Genomic DNA, 17,829 nt, shown 5'->3' on the forward strand with positions numbered 1-17,829 from the left:
ATCTCAGGCATTGACCTTGTTCATCGCCGCCGTGATGGCGCGGCTCAGGTCGGGCCTGAAGTCGCCGTTGGCATTGATCGCTTCCGTGACGGATCGGCTGAAACCGCCCTTCGTGATGAAGTCCCCCGCCGTTTCGGCGATCGTGCCCACCGCATTGGCGCCGTGGATGCTGGAATCGTGGATGCGCGCATCGACGACGGTCACCACCACGGGCGGGCTGCCGCCCTGCTGGTAGGCGATCTCCAGGTTCACCAGCATCCTGAAGCCGACACGGAAGCTGGGGTCGCCGTAGGAACCGAACACCGTAGGCGTGGTCAGGTCGAACTTGATGTTGTTGCCCGGCGCCGCCAGCCCGACCGCATACCGGTCCGGGGCCACTTGCCGGACGGTGGACGTGATGCCGCCGAGGTTGACGTGGGGATCCTTGATGTTGACGCCATCCGCCAGGCCACGGTTGCGGATCGCCTTGTCGATGTGCTCCGTCAGCAGCGCCTTGCCGCGCCGCTCCCACATGATCTGCAGCATTTCCTGCATGCGTGCCGGCTGCTGCGCCAGGTTCTGCAGCTTTTCGCGGTAATTCGTCGCATGGGCCAGCACGAACACCAGCCCGGCCGCCGCATGCCCGCCGCCGGCATTGCACACGCCCTTGGCGGGAAAGCCGTCGTAGAACATCAGCATGCACTTGTGGCAGAAACGCCAGCTGGCCTGCGCCACCGGGGTTTCGGCGGCGCTGTGCGGCAGCGTGAAGGTAAAGCCCGCCGCAACGTGCGGGCCGCCATCGGCTGCGCAGACGCCTTTGCCGGGGAAGCCGTTGAAGAACAGCGCCTGGCACTTGCCGCAGTAGCGCCAGTTGCTTTGGGCGGTGGCCGTTTCCGGCACGCCGTGCGGCAGCACGAAGTTGAAGCCGGCCGCCTCGTGCGCGCCGCCGGCCTTGCACACGCCCTTCGCGGGAAAGCCGTTGAAGAACATCGCGTGGCACTTGTGGCAGTAGCGCCAGTCGCGCTGCTTCGGCGTTTGCGCGAACGCGGGCCCGATACTCAGCGGCGACAGCAGCCACGCCGACGCGGCCAGCCAGCGCGCGCCCGTCATGAAGGAGCTGCGCCGCGACAGGTTGATGGAATGTGCGCCGTGTTGTGTCACTGCGCTCGACCGGTAGGCGATCATGATCGGTACCTCCATGGATCGCGGCGGTATCGGATGATACCGCCGCATGCACTCGAAGATCTCCATGCTGCGCCGGATCGGACGACGCGTCTGTCGCCGGATGTCGTGATTGTGTCGGCGCGGCGTGCCGCAATGTCTCCGAATGTCACGCCTCATCACGAGGGCCAAGGAAGCCTGGAATTATCAGAAAGTTAATGCTAGACTGCCGCCCCGCCCCGGCTCGACCGTTTTTTGTTCCGCATCGACTTCGCTGACCTCCATGGACTTCATCAAGAAAGCTTCCCGCATCGCCTGCCTGCTTGCCGCAACGTTCGCCGCGCCGTTCGCCAGCGCGGCCGATGAAGGCGCCGTGCTGGCATCGATGCCCGCCCTGCTGCTCGACCGGCACCAGCTCGTCACGGTGGACGGCGACCTGCGGGAAGAACCCTGGCGGGCCGCGCCCGAATTCGCCACGTTCCACCAGTTCCTGCCGGAGAACGGCAAGCCGCTGCCGGCCGGCCTGCGCACCAGCGTGCGCCTGCTGATCGACGGCGATGCACTGATCTTCGGCATCCGCGCGTGGGATGGCGCGCCGGCCAACATGCGCAGCTCGCTGGCGCGGCGCGACAAGGTGGCGAACGACCAGGACTTCATCGGCATCTGGCTCGACCCCACCGGCCATGGCCGCGCCGCGCAGTTCGTGCGCGTGAACATCGACGGCGTGCTGACCGACGGCATGTACCGCGCCGACGAGGACGAGGACGACCTGGGCCCGGACTTTCCGATCGATGCGGCCGTGCGCCGCCTGCCCGACGGCTACAGCATGGAGATCCGCTGGCCGATGTCGAACCTGCGCTTCCCCTACGAGGACGGCAAGACGTGGCGCCTGATGGTGGAACGCAGCGTGCCGCATGCGGGCGGGCTGCGGCTCACGAGCACGCCACTGAAGACGGGGTCGCTCAGCTACATCGACGCGCTGCAGGAGATCGGCGGCATGGGCGGCACCGTGCAGGCCGTGCGCGACCGCACGTTCATCGACCTGAAGCCGGAACTCACGGTCCGCTCCACCCGCGACCGCGACGATGCCGGCCGCAGGCGCGGCAATGAAGCCAGCGTGGGCCTGGACATCAATGCGCGCCCGCGCGCCGACTGGGTGTTCAACGCCACCCTCAATCCCGATTTCTCGCAAGTGGAAATCGACGAGCCCATGCCCACTGGCGCCAGCCGCATCGCGCTGTCGCTGCCGGAGAAGCGCGGCTTCTTCCTGGAGAGTTCCGACGTGCTGGGCCTGCCGCTGTCGGCCGTCTATTCGCGCACGGTCGCCAGCCCGCAGTGGGGCTTGCGCGCCACGTGGCGCAATGCGCAGGCCGATGCCACCGCGATGAGCCTGCGCGACGAGGAAGGCGGCGTGGTGCTGCGCGGCAGCGTGTACGAAACGGCGCAGCATGCGCAAACGCGCCGCACGCTGGCGAGCCTCGGCCGCGCGCGCTGGCATCGCGACGGCATGCTGCTCGGTGCCTTCGTGTCGCAACGCGACTACGGCGATGGCGGCAGCAACGAGGTTGCCGGCTTCGACGGCCAGTGGCGCGGCGGCGGCAAGCAGGCATCGTGGCTGCTGATGCACTCGCAGAACAGCGCCGGCTTCATCGAGGAGCCACGCCAGGCCACGGTGAAAGTCCCTTCGCGCAGCGGCAGCTACGGGCAAGGCCGGTACGTGCACATCAGCGACGACTGGTGGAACGAAGTGAAGGTGGAAGCGATCGGCCCCGGCTTCGTCAACGACAACGGCTTCGTGCCGCAGGCCGGCGTGGTGAAGACGGACATCAACCTGAACCGCCGCCTGGGCGAGCACGACGTGCCCGCATCGGCGTTCGGCGCCGCATCGCTGAAACTGTACGAACTCGAAGCCCACCTCGGCCTGCACGAGATCCGCACGCTGTCCGATGCCGCGCTGGGCCAGCAGGCCAACCAGGTGGTGGAGCGCAAGGTGCAGCCGGGGATCTGGTTCCGCGCGGGCCGCCAGACGGACCTGTGGGCCAACCTCGGCTTCGACCGGCAGCGCGCGCATCGCGCCGGCCGGCTGCACGATACGCCGGCCCTGCACTTCGGCTTCGCCTCGTCGCCGCTGCCGTGGATGCCCGTGCTGAAGGCCGAGGTCACGCTGGGCCGGCAGCTCGACGTGGATGCCGACCGGGTCGGCCGCGGCGGCAATGTCGTCATCGATGCCGGGTTCCGGTTTCCACTGGGCGCGTTCGGCCGCGGCTGGGCGATGGAGTCGGATGTACGCGTGAACCGGGCATGGATCCAGGGCACGCTGGGCCGCCCGGCCTTTGCCGACAACGGCTGGCGCTGGCTCGGCATGCTGCATTTCACGGCCAGCGATTCGCTGCGGCTGCTGGCGCAGAACACCTCGTCGTCGCGCCGCGACGATGGCGTGTCCGGCCTGGCGCCGTGGGCCGAACGGGGCTCGCACCGCTCGCTGCTGTACCGGCGCCTGTGGCGGCATGGCCGCTCGATGTCGGTCGGCTATGCGCGCGACCGGGCCAGCGCGGCGAACACGGTCAACAAGGCACTGACCATCAAGATGCAGTGGGAGGTGTAGCGCTGCCGGGCGGCTCGATGTCATCGTGCCGTCATACGTCTCCCCTACGCTGTGCGGATCGCAGGCACGCCGGATGAAAGCGCCGGCGCCTGCTCATCAGGAGGCGGCCCACCATGCATCCAATCGCTTACGTATTTACCGGCGCCGGTGACACCGCGGCATGGATCGCGCTCGGCGTCATCTCGGCCGTGGCGGCCTGGCTGCTGCGCGACGGGCTCCGGCTGGTGGTGCACCTGCGCGCCGCGGACAGCCTGATCGCGGCGGGCATGTCGGAACCGGAGGCGCTGCGCGCCGCGGGCTGCCTGTTCTGGCAACTGCCCTGGTACCGGCGCATCTTCAGGCCCTATCCCGAACTGGAGAGCTGAGCCGCTTGCTCCGTGCCTGTCATCAGGCGGTCAAGATCCGGGGTTACCCTTGGAAACCCTGTGCCGGCGCTCCGGGCACGGTTCATTTCCAAGGAGTTCCGATGAAAGACAAGGTTTACAACGTGCTGTTCCTTTGCACCGGCAACGCGGTGCGCAGCATCATGGCGGAAGCGCTGGCCACGACGATGGGCAGCGGCAGGTTCCGCGGCTTTTCCGCGGGCAGCCGCCCTGCCGGCAGGGTCGATCCGCTGGCGCTCGAACAGGTCGCGCCGACCGGCTACCCGCCGGAGCTCCTGCGCAGCAAGAGCTGGGACGAATTCGCGGCGCCCGGCGCGCCGCAGATGGATTTCATTATTACCGTTTGCGACGACGCCGCCGGCGAACCGTGCCCGTTCTGGCCCGGCCATCCGATCACCGCGCACTGGAGCGTGGAAGATCCCGCTGCCGTGGAAGGCGCCGATGAACACCGGCGCGCCGCGTATCACCAGGCATTTCACCAGATCCGCGCGCGCATGAGCATTTTCGTGGCGCTGCCGCTGCATGCGCTGGAAAAGCATGCGATTCACCAGGAGGTGGCGGAGCTCGGCCGCGCGGCCTGAGGCATCAGGAATCGGCGCATCCGGGCGGATGCCGCCCGGACCAGCGCATTTCAGGCCAGCGCATCTCAGACCAGCGCATCTCAGACCAGCGCATCTCGGATCAACGCATTTCAGACCAACGCATTTCAGACAAGATTGACGGCCAGCACAAAGGAAATCTTGCCGACGTCCGCGCCCTTCTTCTCGACGCTGACCGAGCGCAGCACGGGCATCACGAGCGAGGTGCCAGGTTCGTAGACCTCGCCGTGGTGCAGCAGGTAGCGCAAATCCGTTTCCGCCACCTGGAAGGGTTCCACCGAATAAGGCATGTCGGCCACCACGCAACCCGCCGACACCAGTTTTTGCATCACACGCCGGCACGCCTCATCCACCGGCGCGTCCGTTACCGCCACATCAAGTACCGTTGTTCTCATATTCGACCTCCTCAGCGAGCGCCCGGGCGCGACCACGTTGCGTGGATAGTTCGCGCCTGAAGGGATCTTCCGAATGGCTAAGTGCTCCGTTGACCGGTGCTGCTAGCGATATCAGTGCTGCGTCTGGAGCATTACTTGGAGGACTCGGAGTATGACGGATTTATGACAAATAGTAAATATTTCCTTATATCATGAAGGGGTATTCACGTACCGTCCGGTACGCAATAATGTCCCCGTCAAAGCCAGCCTGATTTCTTGAATCGCCGGTACAGATAACCGCACACGGCCGCCATCGTACACAGCGCGAACGGATAGCCGTATTTCCACTTCAGCTCGGGCATGTACTCGAAATTCATGCCCCAGATGCCGGCAAACGCGGTGAACACCGCAAAGATCGCCGCATACGAGGCGAGCTTCTTGCTGATGTCGTTTTCCTCGATCGCCACCATCGACAGCGTGACCTGGATCGCCGTATTGATCGTGTCGCGCACCGCGTCGAGCCGGCCCGCGATGCGGAACAGGTGGTCGTGCACGTCGCGGAAGTAATCCTGCGTTTCCGCCACCACGGCGGGTACCCGGCCGCCATGCAGGCGGCTCATCGCGTCCATCAGCGGCATCACCGCGTGGCGCAGCACCAGGGCCTTGCGTTTCAGCGCATACAGCCGTTCCACGTTGGCGCGCTGTTCGTCCTTCTGGCTGAAGATATGGTCTTCGATCGATTCGAGTTCCGATTCCAGCATGTCGACGATGGGGAAATAGCGGTCGACCACGGCATCGACCAGCGCATACAGCACGAAGCCGGCGCCCTTGCCCAGCTGGTGCGGTTCCCGTTCGGCGCGGGCGCGCACGCCGAGGAAATCGTGGTGCGAATCGCGCCGCACCGACAGCACATAGTTCGGCCCCGCGAACACGGCAAGCTGGCCGACCTTCAGCTCGTCCCCTTCCATTTCCACGATGTGCACGACGACGAAGACGCTGTTGCCGTACTCCTCCATCTTGGGCCGCTGGTGGCCACGGGCCGCATCCTCGATGGCCAGTTCGTGCAGGCTGAATTCATCCTGCATGACGGCGATTTCGTCCACGCCCGGATCGCGCAGCGCGACCCATACGAAGGTTTCGGGTTCTTTCAGGTATTCGCTGATGTCCACGACGGGCACATCGAGCAGTTTCTTGCCTTCCTGGTAGGCGACGCAGTTGATCAGCATGTTGACTTGCAGTGTGGATGACGCAAATGCGTGAGCTTACAGCATGGCGCTGTCACCCGAGCCTGTGGAGTGAACTGAACCATTCGCCGAAATCGCTGTCTCAACAGTACTGACGACGGAGGCGGCGATGCATGACGGACTGTTCGATAACTTGCTGGAAAGGCTGCGCGGGCAAGTCGCTGAATGCTCAAGTGCGCAACTGGCGGCGTTGCGCGCTTTGCTCGGGTCGGCCTCGTCACTGGCGACCTGCCTCGAACTGATCGAACGATTCGGGCGCCCTTGCAGCAGTTGCCCGCATTGCGCGGCGACGCGCATCCATCGTCACGGCTTCTCGTATGGCCTGCAACGCTATCGCTGCCTGGCTTGCGGCCGAACCTTCAATGCCTTGACCGGCACACCGCTCGCGTTCCTGCGCCTGCGTCACAAATGGCTGCCATTCCTGGAGACAGTGCTCGATTCGCGGACGGTGCGCGCCGCCGCCGAAAAAACCGGCATCCATCGCAACACCAGCTTTCGCTGGCGCCATCGCTTCATGGCCGGAGCGCAGCACGACCGCCCGCCACAGTTGCAAGGAATCGTCGAGGCGGACGAAAGCTATTTGCTGGAATCACAAAAAGGCAGCAGGCACCTGGACAGGCCGGCGCGCAAGCGTGGCGGCAAGGCCAGCCGGCGCGGCATTTCGAGGGAACTCGATTGCATCCTCGTGGCCCGCGACCGCGATGGCAAGACGAGGGATTTTGTCTGCGGCCGCGGTCCGGTCACGGCGCGCCAGCTGGAACATCACCTGCCGCCGGTACTGGCCGCAGAGGTGCTGCTGGTGTCGGACAGCGCCGCGGCCTACCGCACGTTCGCGCGCCGCAACGGCGTCCAGCATGAAGCAGTGAATGTCAGCGCAGGGATGCGCGCACGCAGTGCGCTCCACTTGCAGCATGTGAACGGGTACCACAGCCGCTTCCATGGCTGGCTGGCGCGTTTCAATGGGGTGGCGAGCCGGTACCTGACGAACTACCTGGGCTGGCGCCATGGCCTCGATGGACAGCGCTGGCGAGCGCCGGCAGATTGCTTGATTGCAGCACTGCAGGGCAGCATTCTTTGATGACCTGGCGAAACTTCCACAGATTCGGGTGACAGCGCCTACAGCATTGACGGTGTTGCAAAAAACACATCAGGCCAGACGACCACGCCACAGCGATATTGGAAGCGCTCCCATAGATGATGTTTGCGCTATTCATTTAAAACCGCACCACCACTAGGAATGCCTCATTTATCAGGCTCGCTGATACCGCTTTTCATATCGATCGTGGCATAAAAGTTATTGGATTACCGGTAGGCTAAGGGCTAGATTCGCATACAACACAGCAAATATTTTAGCTGGCGCACGGTTGATCAGATCGATGATCGATGGTTGCGCATATCATTTACCGCTACCAAACAGGAGGCGTAGACGCACCAAGGCTGTACGATGCTGTTGTTTCTTCCAGTAATACATTGATCCAGTAAAAACGCGCGGCACGGGTGAAACCCGGCCGACCAAGGCCTCGAGCCAACAATAACGGAGACATGGATGAACAAAAAGTATGCAGGCGCGCCGCTGCGCCGGATGGGCCGCGGGCGCGATGCGCTCGTGATGAGCGTGATGTCGGCACTCGTCGGCAGTGCCTGTGCGCAGGCGCAGGCCGATGCGCCCCCGGGGCCCGTCCCCGCCGCAACAAGCGCCGCCGCCGCGGCCCAGGCATCCCCGGTTGTGCCCACGGTGACCGTCAGCGGCTTTCGCAGCTCGCTCGGCCTGTCGGCCGCGGAAAAGCGCGACAACATCGGCCTGTCCGATACCGTGTTCTCGGAGGACATGGGCAAGTTCCCCGATCCGAACATCGCCGATGCGCTGTCGCGCGTACCGGGCGTGCAGGTGACCCGCGCCTCGATCGACGGCGAAGGCATGAACATCTCGATCCGCGGCATGGGGCCGGCCTTTACGCGCGTACTGCTGAACGGCGCGCCGATGGCTTCCGCGTCGGCGGGCAGCTGGGGCGGCAACATCAGCGCCAACCGCGAAGTGGACATGGACTTCCTGCCGTCCGAACTGTTCCGCAGCGCCAGCGTGTACAAGAGCCAGCAGGCCAGCGTGATCGAAGGCGGCATCGCCGGCACCGTCAACATGCGCAGCGTGCGCCCGTTCGACAAGCAGGGCCTGCGCTCGGCCTTCACGCTGTCCGGCAACTACCGCGACCGCGACGGCAAATGGGGCAATACGGGATCGGCCCTGATCAGCAACACGTGGAACAGCAGCACCTTCGGCCGCTTCGGCATCCTCGGCGGCGTGGCCTGGGGGAACACGAAGTACAAGACCGACGCGTTCCAGACCGTGGACATGCGCAACCTGCAGCTGAAATCGTTCCAGGCCAACCCGGCGGACAAGCCGAACAGCACCGGCGGCGGCTCGCAGTCGACGCCGGACACCGTGCCTTCCGGCCTGCCGCTGGCCTCCCTGCCCGCGTATGCGCAATCGGTGCTCGTGCCCGGCAGGCAGATCGATCGCAACATGCTGCTGGCGCTGAACCCCGGCGCGACGATCCAGCAGATCGACAATGGCCTGATGGGCCGCCTGGGCCGCCACATCATCTACCAAGGCGAACGCAAACGCGCGGGTGAAGTGATCAGCGTGCAGTGGCAGCCGAACGACCAGTGGGACATCTACCTCGACACGCTGTTCGCGCAAAAGGAAAACAGCATGCTGTCCGAAGGCATGAACGTGGGCACCCGCGCCAACACGCCGATCCCGATCGGGCTGGAATTCGACCGCAGCGACTGCACCGTCGGCTGCGTGATTACCAAGGGCACCTTCGCCAATACGTTCTGGTCGCTCGAATTCCGGCCGATGCAGGAAAAGACCGTGTTCCGCAGCTTCAATCCGGGCTTCGAATGGCGCCCGGCGGACAAATGGACGGTCGACGGCCACGTGAACTACACGAAGAGCACCTTCTGGCGCGACATGCCGACCGTGCTGCTGGCCACCCGGTCCGCGAACTCGGTCATCGACTACGACAACACCACGCCCGGCCAGACGCCCACCTATACGGGCAACCTGGACGTCAACGACCCGGCCAACTTCGGCTGGTACCAGGCGGGCCAGAACCTGTCCGGCCTGCGCATGGACCTGTACGAGCGCACCAATACCACCAAGGGCTCGCGCCTCAACGTGGCCTGGGGCGACAGCGACCTGTCGCTGAAGGTGGGCGCGGCGTGGGACGATATCGAACGGCGCTACCGTGGCTACAGCACGGCCGATGCGTGGATGAACGTCGCCTGCGGCAACAACGTCAATGCGCGGCTGTTCGGGCCGAACCCGCAACTGCGCTCGCCCGGTTGCGACGGGCGCAGCACACCGGGTCCCATCGCCGATGCCGCCACCGCCTATCCCGGCTACGGCACCGGTTACACGGCCGGCGGCGCGCCGCTGGCTTACCTGGGTTCCGTGGTCCCGAATGCGGCGGTGCCGAACTATGCCCACGCCAGCAACCACGGCTTCATCACGGTGGACTGGCCGAAGTTCGCGAAGGATACGGATTACCAGTACTTCCGCGACAATATCTACCAGGGCTTCAACAGCGGTAGCGGCGGCTACATCCGCGAAGTGGTGTCGTCCGCCTATGCGGAAATCAATGGTCGCGCCGAGGTCTTCGGCCGCACGCTGCGCTACAACGCCGGCCTGCGCCATGCGCGCACCAAACAGACGATCGGTGACCTGTCGTCCGTGGCCGATCCGCGCAACGCCGGGCTGCAGAACGGTGGGCTGTATCCGAACCTCTCGTCGTGGGCCTACGAGACGGTTCACTACAGCAATACGCTGCCGTCGGCCACGCTGGCCTACAACATCACGCCCGACACGATCTTCCGGCTGTCCGGCTCGAAATCGCTGACACGCGCCAACCCGGCCGACCTGCGCCAGACGCGTGTGTCGATCGGCGACCAGGGCGCCCGGCAGGGCAACCTCACGAACCCGAACCTGAAGCCTTTTGCCGCCAACAACTACGATGCCGGCATCGAGTACTACTTCAGCCGCGAAGCCTATGTGGCGGGCAGCGTGTTCGCCAAGGACATCACCAGCCGCCCCGGCCTGCGCGTGCTGCAGTACACGCTGGCCGAACTCGATGCGCTGTACGGCGAGATCGGCCTGACCGATGCGCAGCAGGTCGCCGTTACCGCCAGCGGCGGCCGGGCCAACCACCTGGTCGAGATCACCGCGCCGTACAACATCGACACCAAGCTGAAGGTGCGCGGCGTGGAACTGACGTGGCAGCAGCCGCTCGACATGCTGCCAGTGAAAGGCTTCGGCTTTACCGGCAACTTCACGTACACGAAGCAGACGGATGAAGCGGTCAATGCGCCCCCCGTTGCCGGCGTGCCACCCCGCACCAACAACTTCACGCTGTACTACGAGCGCAACGGCCTGTCGGCCCGCGTGTCGCGCCAGTACACCGCGTCGCATGTGGTGAACTCGAGCACCGGCCTGTCGGTCGAGGGCGGCGCCTATGCGTACACGACGGAACGCAAGCAGGTGGACCTGTCGCTGAGCATGAACCTGAAGCGCATGTTCAATTTCGCCTACAACACCGATGTGACGCTGTCGGCCTGGAACCTGAACAACGCGATCAGCCAGACTTATACGCAGTTCAGCAACGCGATCTACGACGAGTACAAGCCGGGCCGCAGCTACACGATGTCGCTGCGCACGGCGTTCTGATGGGCTGAATTGCAATCTTCACGTTTCATGGTCTCGCTCCGGCGAGTTGGCGGCCCTGCTTGCGGGGTCGCGTTTTTTTTGGTTCATTTTTCAGGTTCTTTCATGCGACAGCCAACAGCTTTGCTTGCAGCACTCCTTCTCGCCACCGCGGCGCAGGGCGCGGACAACCCCGCCGCCAACGCGCGCTTCGAGCGTTTCAGCTACGCCGGCCAGGCGCCCGAACGGACGACAGCGCGGGCGGGCGAGTATGCCAACCCGGTCCTCGCCGGCTACTATCCCGATCCCTCGATCGCCCGCGCGGGCAACGATTATTACGTGGTGGCGTCCTCGTTCACGAACTTCCCCGGCCTGCCGATCATGCACTCGAAGGACCTCGTCACGTGGACGCAGATCGGCAACGCGCTGGACCGGCCGGGGCAGATCGACTTCACCGGCGTGCGCGGCTCGCAGGGCATCTTCGCGCCGGACATCTCCTACCACGACGGCCGGTTCTACATCATCACCACCTGCGCCAGCTGCCCCGGCGGCGTCGGGAACTTCATCGTCACAGCCACCAACCCGGCAGGGCCATGGTCCGATCCCGTCACCGTGCAGGGCCTGAACGGCATCGATCCGTCAATCTTCCGCGATGGCGAAAAGATGTACGTGGTCCACAACGATGCGCCCGAAGGCACGCCGCGCTACGACGGCCACCGCGCCATCTGGATCACGCAGCTCGATCCGGTGTCGCTGCAGCGTATCGGCAAGCCGAAGGTGCTGGTCGACGGCGGCGTCGATCCGTCGAAAAAGCCGATCTGGATCGAGGCGCCGCATATTTTGAAGAAGGATGGCTGGTATTACCTCATCTGCGCGGAGGGCGGCACCGCCGACAACCACTCCGAAGTGGTATTCCGCTCGAAGGAAGTGATGGGACCTTACCTGCCGGGCCCCGTCAATCCGATCCTCACGCAGCGCGACCTCGATCCGCAACGCCCGAACCCCGTGACGACGGCCGGCCACGCCAAGTTCGTGCACACGCAGAACGGCGAGTGGTGGGCCGTGTTCCTGGCCACGCGCCCCTACCCCGGCAACTTCTACAATATCGGCCGCGACACCTTCCTGTTGCCGGTGACGTGGAAGGACGGCTGGCCGATGATCCTCGAACAGGGCAAGACGGTTCCCTATACCCACCGCAAGCCCGACCTGCCCGCGCAACCCGCGCCGGCGGTGCCGATGAATGGCGACTTTTCCTATGTCGACGAGTTCGATGCCCCGCTGGCGCCGGCATGGATGGGCATCCGCACGCCACGCGAGCGCGTGTATGAGCTGAAGAACGGCAAACTCGTGCTGCATGCAGGCCGGCCGCTGGGCGACCTGGCCGGCGTGCCGGGCTTCGTCGGCCGCCGCCAGCAGCACCACGATGCGACCGTGTCGACGGTCGTCGACTACACGCCCCGGCGCGACGGCGACCGCGCCGGCCTGCTGGCGATGCAGAACGATGGCGCGTGGATGTTCCTGGGGCTCGCATGGGTGGACGGCAAGCGCGTCGTGGCGCTGGTCAAGTCCGAGGGAGGCAAGGAGACACTGCTCGCGACGGCGCCGGCGCCGAAAGGAAACGTCGAGCTGGCCATGGACATGCGCGGCGGCCAGTCGGAATACCGCTACCGCAGCGGCGGACAACTGAAGACATTGAAGGCGGGCGTGGACGTGACGTTCCTGTCCACGCAGAAGGCAAAGGGCTTCGTCGGCGTCGTGATCGGGCCTTACGTGCAGTCGAACACCCACCAATAACAAGGAGATCCCATGAAAGCATCCATGAAACAGCAAGGAAACCGGGCGATGCGCCTGGCCGTCACGGCGCTGTGCGCGGCCGCACTGGCCGCGCCGGCGGCCGCGCAGGTCGGGATGGGCAAGGCGCCCGGTTCGAACCCGATCATCCGCGACAAGTTCACGGCCGATCCCGCCCCGCTCGTCGTCGGCGACACGCTGTACCTGTACGTGGGCCACGACCAGGCGCAGCGCGACGAGATGTTCAATATGCGCGAATGGCTCGTCTACTCGACGAAGGACATGAAGACGTGGCAGGACCACGGCCCGATCATGCACGTGAAGGATTTCAAGTGGGCCAAGGCGGACGCGTGGGCGTCGCAAACGATCGAGAAGAACGGCAAGTTCTACTTTTATGCCGCCGTCGAACACGATGCCACGCACCCCGGCAAGGCCATCGCCGTGGCGGTGTCCGACAAGCCGACCGGCCCGTTCCGCGATGCGCGCGGATCGGCGCTCGTCACCAACGCCATGACGCCGAAGGGCACGCACAGCTGGGAAGACATCGATCCCACCGTGTTCACCGACGACGATGGCACCACGTGGCTGGCCTGGGGCAACCGCCAGTGCTATATCGCGAAGCTGAAACCCAACATGACGGAGATCGATGGCCCGATCCGCGAGATCACGCCGCCGCACTTCGAGGAAGGCCCGTGGCTGCACAAGCGCGGCAAGCTGTACTACCTCACCTACGCTTCGCTGGACCGCACCACGCAGCGCGACGAGCACGTGTCGTATTCGACCGCGACGAGCATCGATGGCCCGTGGACCTATCGCGGCCTGCTCACGGGTTCGGGCAAGTACAGCTTCACCATCCACCCGGGCATCGTGCAGTTCAAGGACAACTGGTACCTGTTCCTGCACAACGCCACGCTGGCTGTCGGCGACATGAACGGCGCGATCGGCCGCCGCGCCGTGACCGTCGAACACCTGCAATACAACCCGGATGGCACGATGAAACCGGTGGTGCAGACCGAGGCCGGGGTGACGGTGCCGCCACCCCGCTGATCCTGCACCAAACCCGCTAGCGGGTGTCCACGCTGGCGACCAGCCCTGGCCGGCCGTTGCGGTCGAACGCGGCAACCTTGATGACACCGCGTTCCGCGATCGGCCCGCTCACCAGCGGGCTGGCCGCGGTGGGCGCGCTGCCATCGCTCGTGTAGCGCAGCGCCAGGCCGGGCAGCACGTGGTTGGCCAGCACCTTTCCGCCTTCGACGAGCAGGCCCGGCGGCGCGATGCGGTAATCGACGCCGGCGCGCTCCAGGTCGAGGCGCGGCAGCACGCGCTGCCCCAGCGCATTGACGAAACCGGACCACGCGGTGCGGTGCAGCACCGCCGCCTTGCCGGCATCGGCCTCCGTGGCCCATGCGGGATCCGGCGCCCATGCCCGCTCGGCCACCGCCAGCAGTCGCGGCATCACGAGGTAGTCGATGCGCTGGGCGTCGCGCACCGTTTCCGTGAACAGCGTGGCTTCCAGCCCGCGGATGCGGCGCTTGCCGTAGTCCGTGAGGCCATCCTTGCCGATGCGCGCCTCGCCGGGGGCGTTCTTCAGGTAGTCGAACGGGATGAAGTCGTAGACGTCGTCCAGCTCCACGTACGCGCCCCAGTTGACGCCCGGCTCTTCCGGATTCTGGTTGTGCGACATGTCCATGTACATCTTCGTGACCGGCGCCAGCACGATGTCGTAGCCGGCGTTGGCCAGGCGGTAGGCCAGGTCCTCGGCGCCCACCGTGTTGTTCCACACCCAGGCGGAGAAGCCGCGCTGCGTGAAGCGCGGATTCGGGATCAGCTTGTGGCGCCCGTGCAGCTGCGTCTTGCGCGAGGCCATTTCTTCCCAGCCGGATGCGAACAGGCCATGCCTCTTGACGATCGCATCGACGCGGTCGTAGAAGTAATCCCACAGGTCGGCCGTGGTTTCCAGCTTTTCCTTCTGCATGCGGGCGCGGCTCGCGGGCGACTGTTCCCACGCCCCGTCCGGGAGTTCGTCGCCGCCCATGTGGATCGTGCGCATCGGCACCCCGGCGGCCTTGTGCAGCTTGACGATCTCCGCCACCACGTGGTCGATGAAGGTAAAACTCGATTCCAGGCCCGGGTTGACGACATGGTCGTTGAACATCTGCGGCGATTTGTACACGGAGCGGTCGTCGAAGTCGTTCAGCAGGTATTTCGCGGCATCCTTGCTGCCCGCCGCCTTGAGCCGGTGGTAGCGCGCTTCCATCGCCTGCACGGCGGCGCGCGCATGGCCGGGCATTTCGATTTCCGGAATCACTTCGATGTGGCGGGCCGCCGCGTAGCGCAGGATCTCGATATAGTCGGCGCGGCTGTAATGGCCGCTGCCCGACGCGTTCTTCGGATCGGGGCCGGATCCGTAGGCCGGCTGCAGGCGCACGCCCGGCTTGGCACTGTGGCCGCGCACGGCGCCGATCGACGTGAGTTCCGGCAGGCCGGCGATCTCCAGGCGCCAGCCTTCGTCGTCGGTCAGGTGGAAGTGGAACTTGTTCAGCTTGTGGCGCGCCATCAGGTCCAGCCACTTGAACACGGTGTCCTTGCCGTGGAAGTTTCGCGCCACGTCGAGCTGGAAGCCGCGATAGCCGAAGCGCGGCGCGTCGACGATCGTCAACACCGGCAGCGCGGGTTCGGCGGTGCCGGGCAGCGGCATCAGGTCGCGCAGCGTCTGCAGGCCATTGAACACGCCGGCCGCGCTGTTGCCCGTGATGGCGATGCCGTCGTTCGCATCGATGGTCAGGCGATACGCTTCGGGCGACGATTGCCCCGCCACCGTGCCGACCGCGAGCTTCACGGCGGCGCCGCCGGCGCCGAACAGCGTGCGCGCCAGTGCCGCTTCGGTGGCCAGCGCTGCGGGCGCCGTGACCGTTGCGCTGCCGGCCAGGCGCAGCGTGCCCGTGCCGGCCTGCAGTTGCAGCGGCGTGGGTAGCACGGGCGGAATGGCGGCCGGCGGCAGCACGTCCGCGCGGGCATTGCGGCGATACGTGTCGGCCGGGGTGACAAGCGCCTTCAGGCCGGTCTTGCCCGTGTCCACCTGTTCGGGCCGCGTGACGGGCATCAGCGCATAGTCGGGAATGGCCACGCCCTTGTCGGGCGCCGTGTCGTACACGAGATAAGGCCCCGCTGGCGCCTTGTCCAGCTTGACGATACGGTACGGATACAGCAGGCTGGCTTCGAGCGACTGGCCCGGCGCCAGCCCCGCGAAGCCTTCGCCGGGGCGCAGGCGGAAGAACGGACCGGCCACCTGCTCCAGCATGAGGCCACCGCCCACGGCGCCCGTCTGCAGTGCATCCATGCTGTTGAAATACAGCGACCAGCCTTGCGCCGGCAATGGCTGGCTGTCGTTGTTTTTTACGATGAGGCGCGCCTGCGTGCGGCCGTGCGGCGCCGCGTCGCTGAACACGTTGCGCTGCAATTCCCAGCGCAGTTGCAGCCTGGCGCCATTGGCCGCGCCATCCGGCGCCTTCGATGCGGCTTGCTGCCCGGGTTGTGCGGCCAGGGCAAGCGGCACTGCCGGTGCCAGAAGAGCAAGCAGCAATGGCGCGGCCATGGCGCGGCCCCAGGCATTCGTTCGATGTCCCAAACAAGTCTCCGTTCGTTATGGTTGGCGGGCCGGGCGCCAGCTGCGCAGCTTGTGGCCGCTCGCGGCATACCACAGGATCAGCAGGTAGCACGGCAGCAGCAGCCAGTAGGCGTCGCGCGCCGACGCCAGGTCGGACAAGTGGCCATACAGCAGCGGCAGCACGGCCCCGCCGCAGATCGCCATGATCAGCACCGCCGAACCGCTGGCCGTGTAACGCCCCAGCCCCTGCAACGCCAGCGGCCAGATGGCCGGCCATACGAGCGCATTGGCAAGACCGAGCAGCGCCAGGCACATGACGGTATCGGGTACCGGTGCGATCCCCGTCCAGCCCAGCAGGGCCGTCGAGATGCCGGTCGAATGCATGGAACCGGTCACGACACCGATGGTGAACACGATGCCGACGATCGCCGACAGCAGCAGCGCGCGGTGCTGCGACAGGTAGCGGGGAATCGCCACCACGCCGACCAGGTAGCCGAGCACCATGCACACCATCGTGTATGACGTGAGCACGCCGAAATTGGCGACGTTCAGTTCATGGCCATACAGGCCGATGGTGTCGGCGGCGATGACTTCCACGCCCACGTAGGCGAACAGCGCCAGCGCGCCCAGCACCAGCTGCGGGAACTGCAGCACGCCTGTCCGCTCGACTTGCGCACCGGGTTCGTCGACTTCCGGCGGGATGTCGCGCAGGCTGGAGAAATGGATGAACACCATGATCGCGAACAGCAGCCCGGCCATGCAGCCATACGGGAACGCGAGCCGCTGTGCCAGCGCCGCGCGCGTGGCGGTATCGAGCGACGACAGTGCGGCGTGCGAAAAATTGTCGATATCGGCCAGCATCAGCGACGTGAAGATCAACGGCACCACGACGCCGGCACCCTTGTTGAACAGGCCCATGATGCTGATGCGCATGGCGGCGCTCTCGCGCGGGCCGAGGCAGACGATATACGGATTGATGGCCGTCTGCATCAAGGTCATGCCGGTGGCCAGCGTGAACAGCGCGGCCAGGAACAGTTCGTAGCGCGTGCTGTAGGCGGCCGGGATGAACAGCAGCGCGCCCAGGCCCATGATGCCCAGGCCGATCGTCATGCCGTTCTTGTAACCGGTGCGGCGCAGCACGGCCGCCGACGGCAGCGCCATGACCGTGTAGGCGATGTAGAACGCGAAGGTGACCCACAGCGCCTGGAAGTTGTTGAGGCCGCAGACGATCTTCAGGAACGGCACCAGCGACCCGTTCAGCCACGTCACGAAGCCGAGGATGAAGAACAGCAGCCCCACGAACAGCATGCCGACCACCACCTCGCGCGATCCGTTGCCGGTGCGCCCTGCCCGGTCGCCGGCGCTCATTTCCATGTTGCGGTACTCG

Annotated in this window: 12 protein-coding genes; 7 read left to right on the forward strand and 5 right to left on the reverse strand. The window is 65.6% G+C overall.

Annotation, left to right across the window (positions count from 1 at the left end; genetic code table 11):
- Positions 1–3 precede the first annotated feature (3 nt).
- Complete coding sequence (locus ACY65G_RS28915; RefSeq protein ID WP_465000737.1) at positions 4–1,179, reverse strand: hypothetical protein; 1,176 nt, start codon at positions 1,177–1,179, stop codon at positions 4–6.
- Between the two features lie 244 nt (positions 1,180–1,423).
- Here ACY65G_RS28915 and ACY65G_RS28920 point away from each other — a divergent pair, with 244 nt between their 5' ends.
- The 3 genes from ACY65G_RS28920 (at position 1,424) to ACY65G_RS28930 (ending at position 4,709) form a co-directional block, all read left to right on the forward strand.
- Positions 1,424–3,745: a DOMON domain-containing protein gene (locus tag ACY65G_RS28920; RefSeq protein ID WP_465000738.1), complete on the forward strand. Its 2,322-nt coding sequence runs from the start codon at positions 1,424–1,426 to the stop codon at positions 3,743–3,745.
- A 113-nt stretch (positions 3,746–3,858) separates the two neighbouring features.
- Positions 3,859–4,110, forward strand: coding sequence for a hypothetical protein (locus tag ACY65G_RS28925; protein WP_465000739.1), 252 nt, complete (start codon positions 3,859–3,861; stop codon positions 4,108–4,110).
- A gap of 101 nt (positions 4,111–4,211) precedes the next feature.
- The gene (locus tag ACY65G_RS28930; protein ID WP_465000740.1) at positions 4,212–4,709 is read left to right on the forward strand and encodes an arsenate reductase ArsC; all 498 of its coding nucleotides are present in this window, start codon (positions 4,212–4,214) and stop codon (positions 4,707–4,709) included.
- Positions 4,710–4,834: 125 nt separating this feature from the next.
- On the opposite strand, the gene ACY65G_RS28935 is transcribed toward ACY65G_RS28930, so the two are convergent.
- The gene (locus ACY65G_RS28935) at positions 4,835–5,122 is read right to left on the reverse strand and encodes a hypothetical protein (protein ID WP_130184868.1); all 288 of its coding nucleotides are present in this window, start codon (positions 5,120–5,122) and stop codon (positions 4,835–4,837) included.
- 236 nt (positions 5,123–5,358) lie between these two features.
- Positions 5,359–6,327, reverse strand: coding sequence for a magnesium/cobalt transporter CorA (gene corA, locus ACY65G_RS28940; RefSeq protein WP_465000741.1), 969 nt, complete (start codon positions 6,325–6,327; stop codon positions 5,359–5,361).
- A 127-nt stretch (positions 6,328–6,454) separates the two neighbouring features.
- On the opposite strand from corA, the gene ACY65G_RS28945 reads away from it, so the two are divergent.
- The 4 genes from ACY65G_RS28945 (at position 6,455) to ACY65G_RS28960 (ending at position 13,882) form a co-directional block, all read left to right on the forward strand.
- Entirely contained in the window at positions 6,455–7,423 is a 969-nt protein-coding gene (locus ACY65G_RS28945) for an IS1595 family transposase (protein ID WP_465000742.1), read from the forward strand.
- Between the two features lie 468 nt (positions 7,424–7,891).
- Complete coding sequence (locus tag ACY65G_RS28950) at positions 7,892–11,068, forward strand: TonB-dependent receptor (protein WP_465000743.1); 3,177 nt, start codon at positions 7,892–7,894, stop codon at positions 11,066–11,068.
- A gap of 102 nt (positions 11,069–11,170) precedes the next feature.
- On the forward strand, positions 11,171–12,838 hold the full coding sequence (locus tag ACY65G_RS28955; protein ID WP_465000744.1) for a glycoside hydrolase family 43 protein: 1,668 nt from the start codon (positions 11,171–11,173) through the stop codon (positions 12,836–12,838).
- 12 nt (positions 12,839–12,850) lie between these two features.
- Positions 12,851–13,882, forward strand: a complete 1,032-nt coding sequence (locus ACY65G_RS28960) for a glycoside hydrolase family 43 protein (protein ID WP_465000745.1) — start codon at positions 12,851–12,853, stop codon at positions 13,880–13,882.
- A gap of 16 nt (positions 13,883–13,898) precedes the next feature.
- On the opposite strand, the gene ACY65G_RS28965 is transcribed toward ACY65G_RS28960, so the two are convergent.
- Positions 13,899–16,463: a family 20 glycosylhydrolase gene (locus ACY65G_RS28965; RefSeq protein ID WP_465000746.1), complete on the reverse strand. Its 2,565-nt coding sequence runs from the start codon at positions 16,461–16,463 to the stop codon at positions 13,899–13,901.
- A 15-nt stretch (positions 16,464–16,478) separates the two neighbouring features.
- The gene (locus ACY65G_RS28970) at positions 16,479–17,816 is read right to left on the reverse strand and encodes a sugar MFS transporter (RefSeq protein WP_465000747.1); all 1,338 of its coding nucleotides are present in this window, start codon (positions 17,814–17,816) and stop codon (positions 16,479–16,481) included.
- Positions 17,817–17,829: the final 13 nt, after the last annotated feature.

The organism is Pseudoduganella sp. jia 12 (assembly GCF_055502675.1).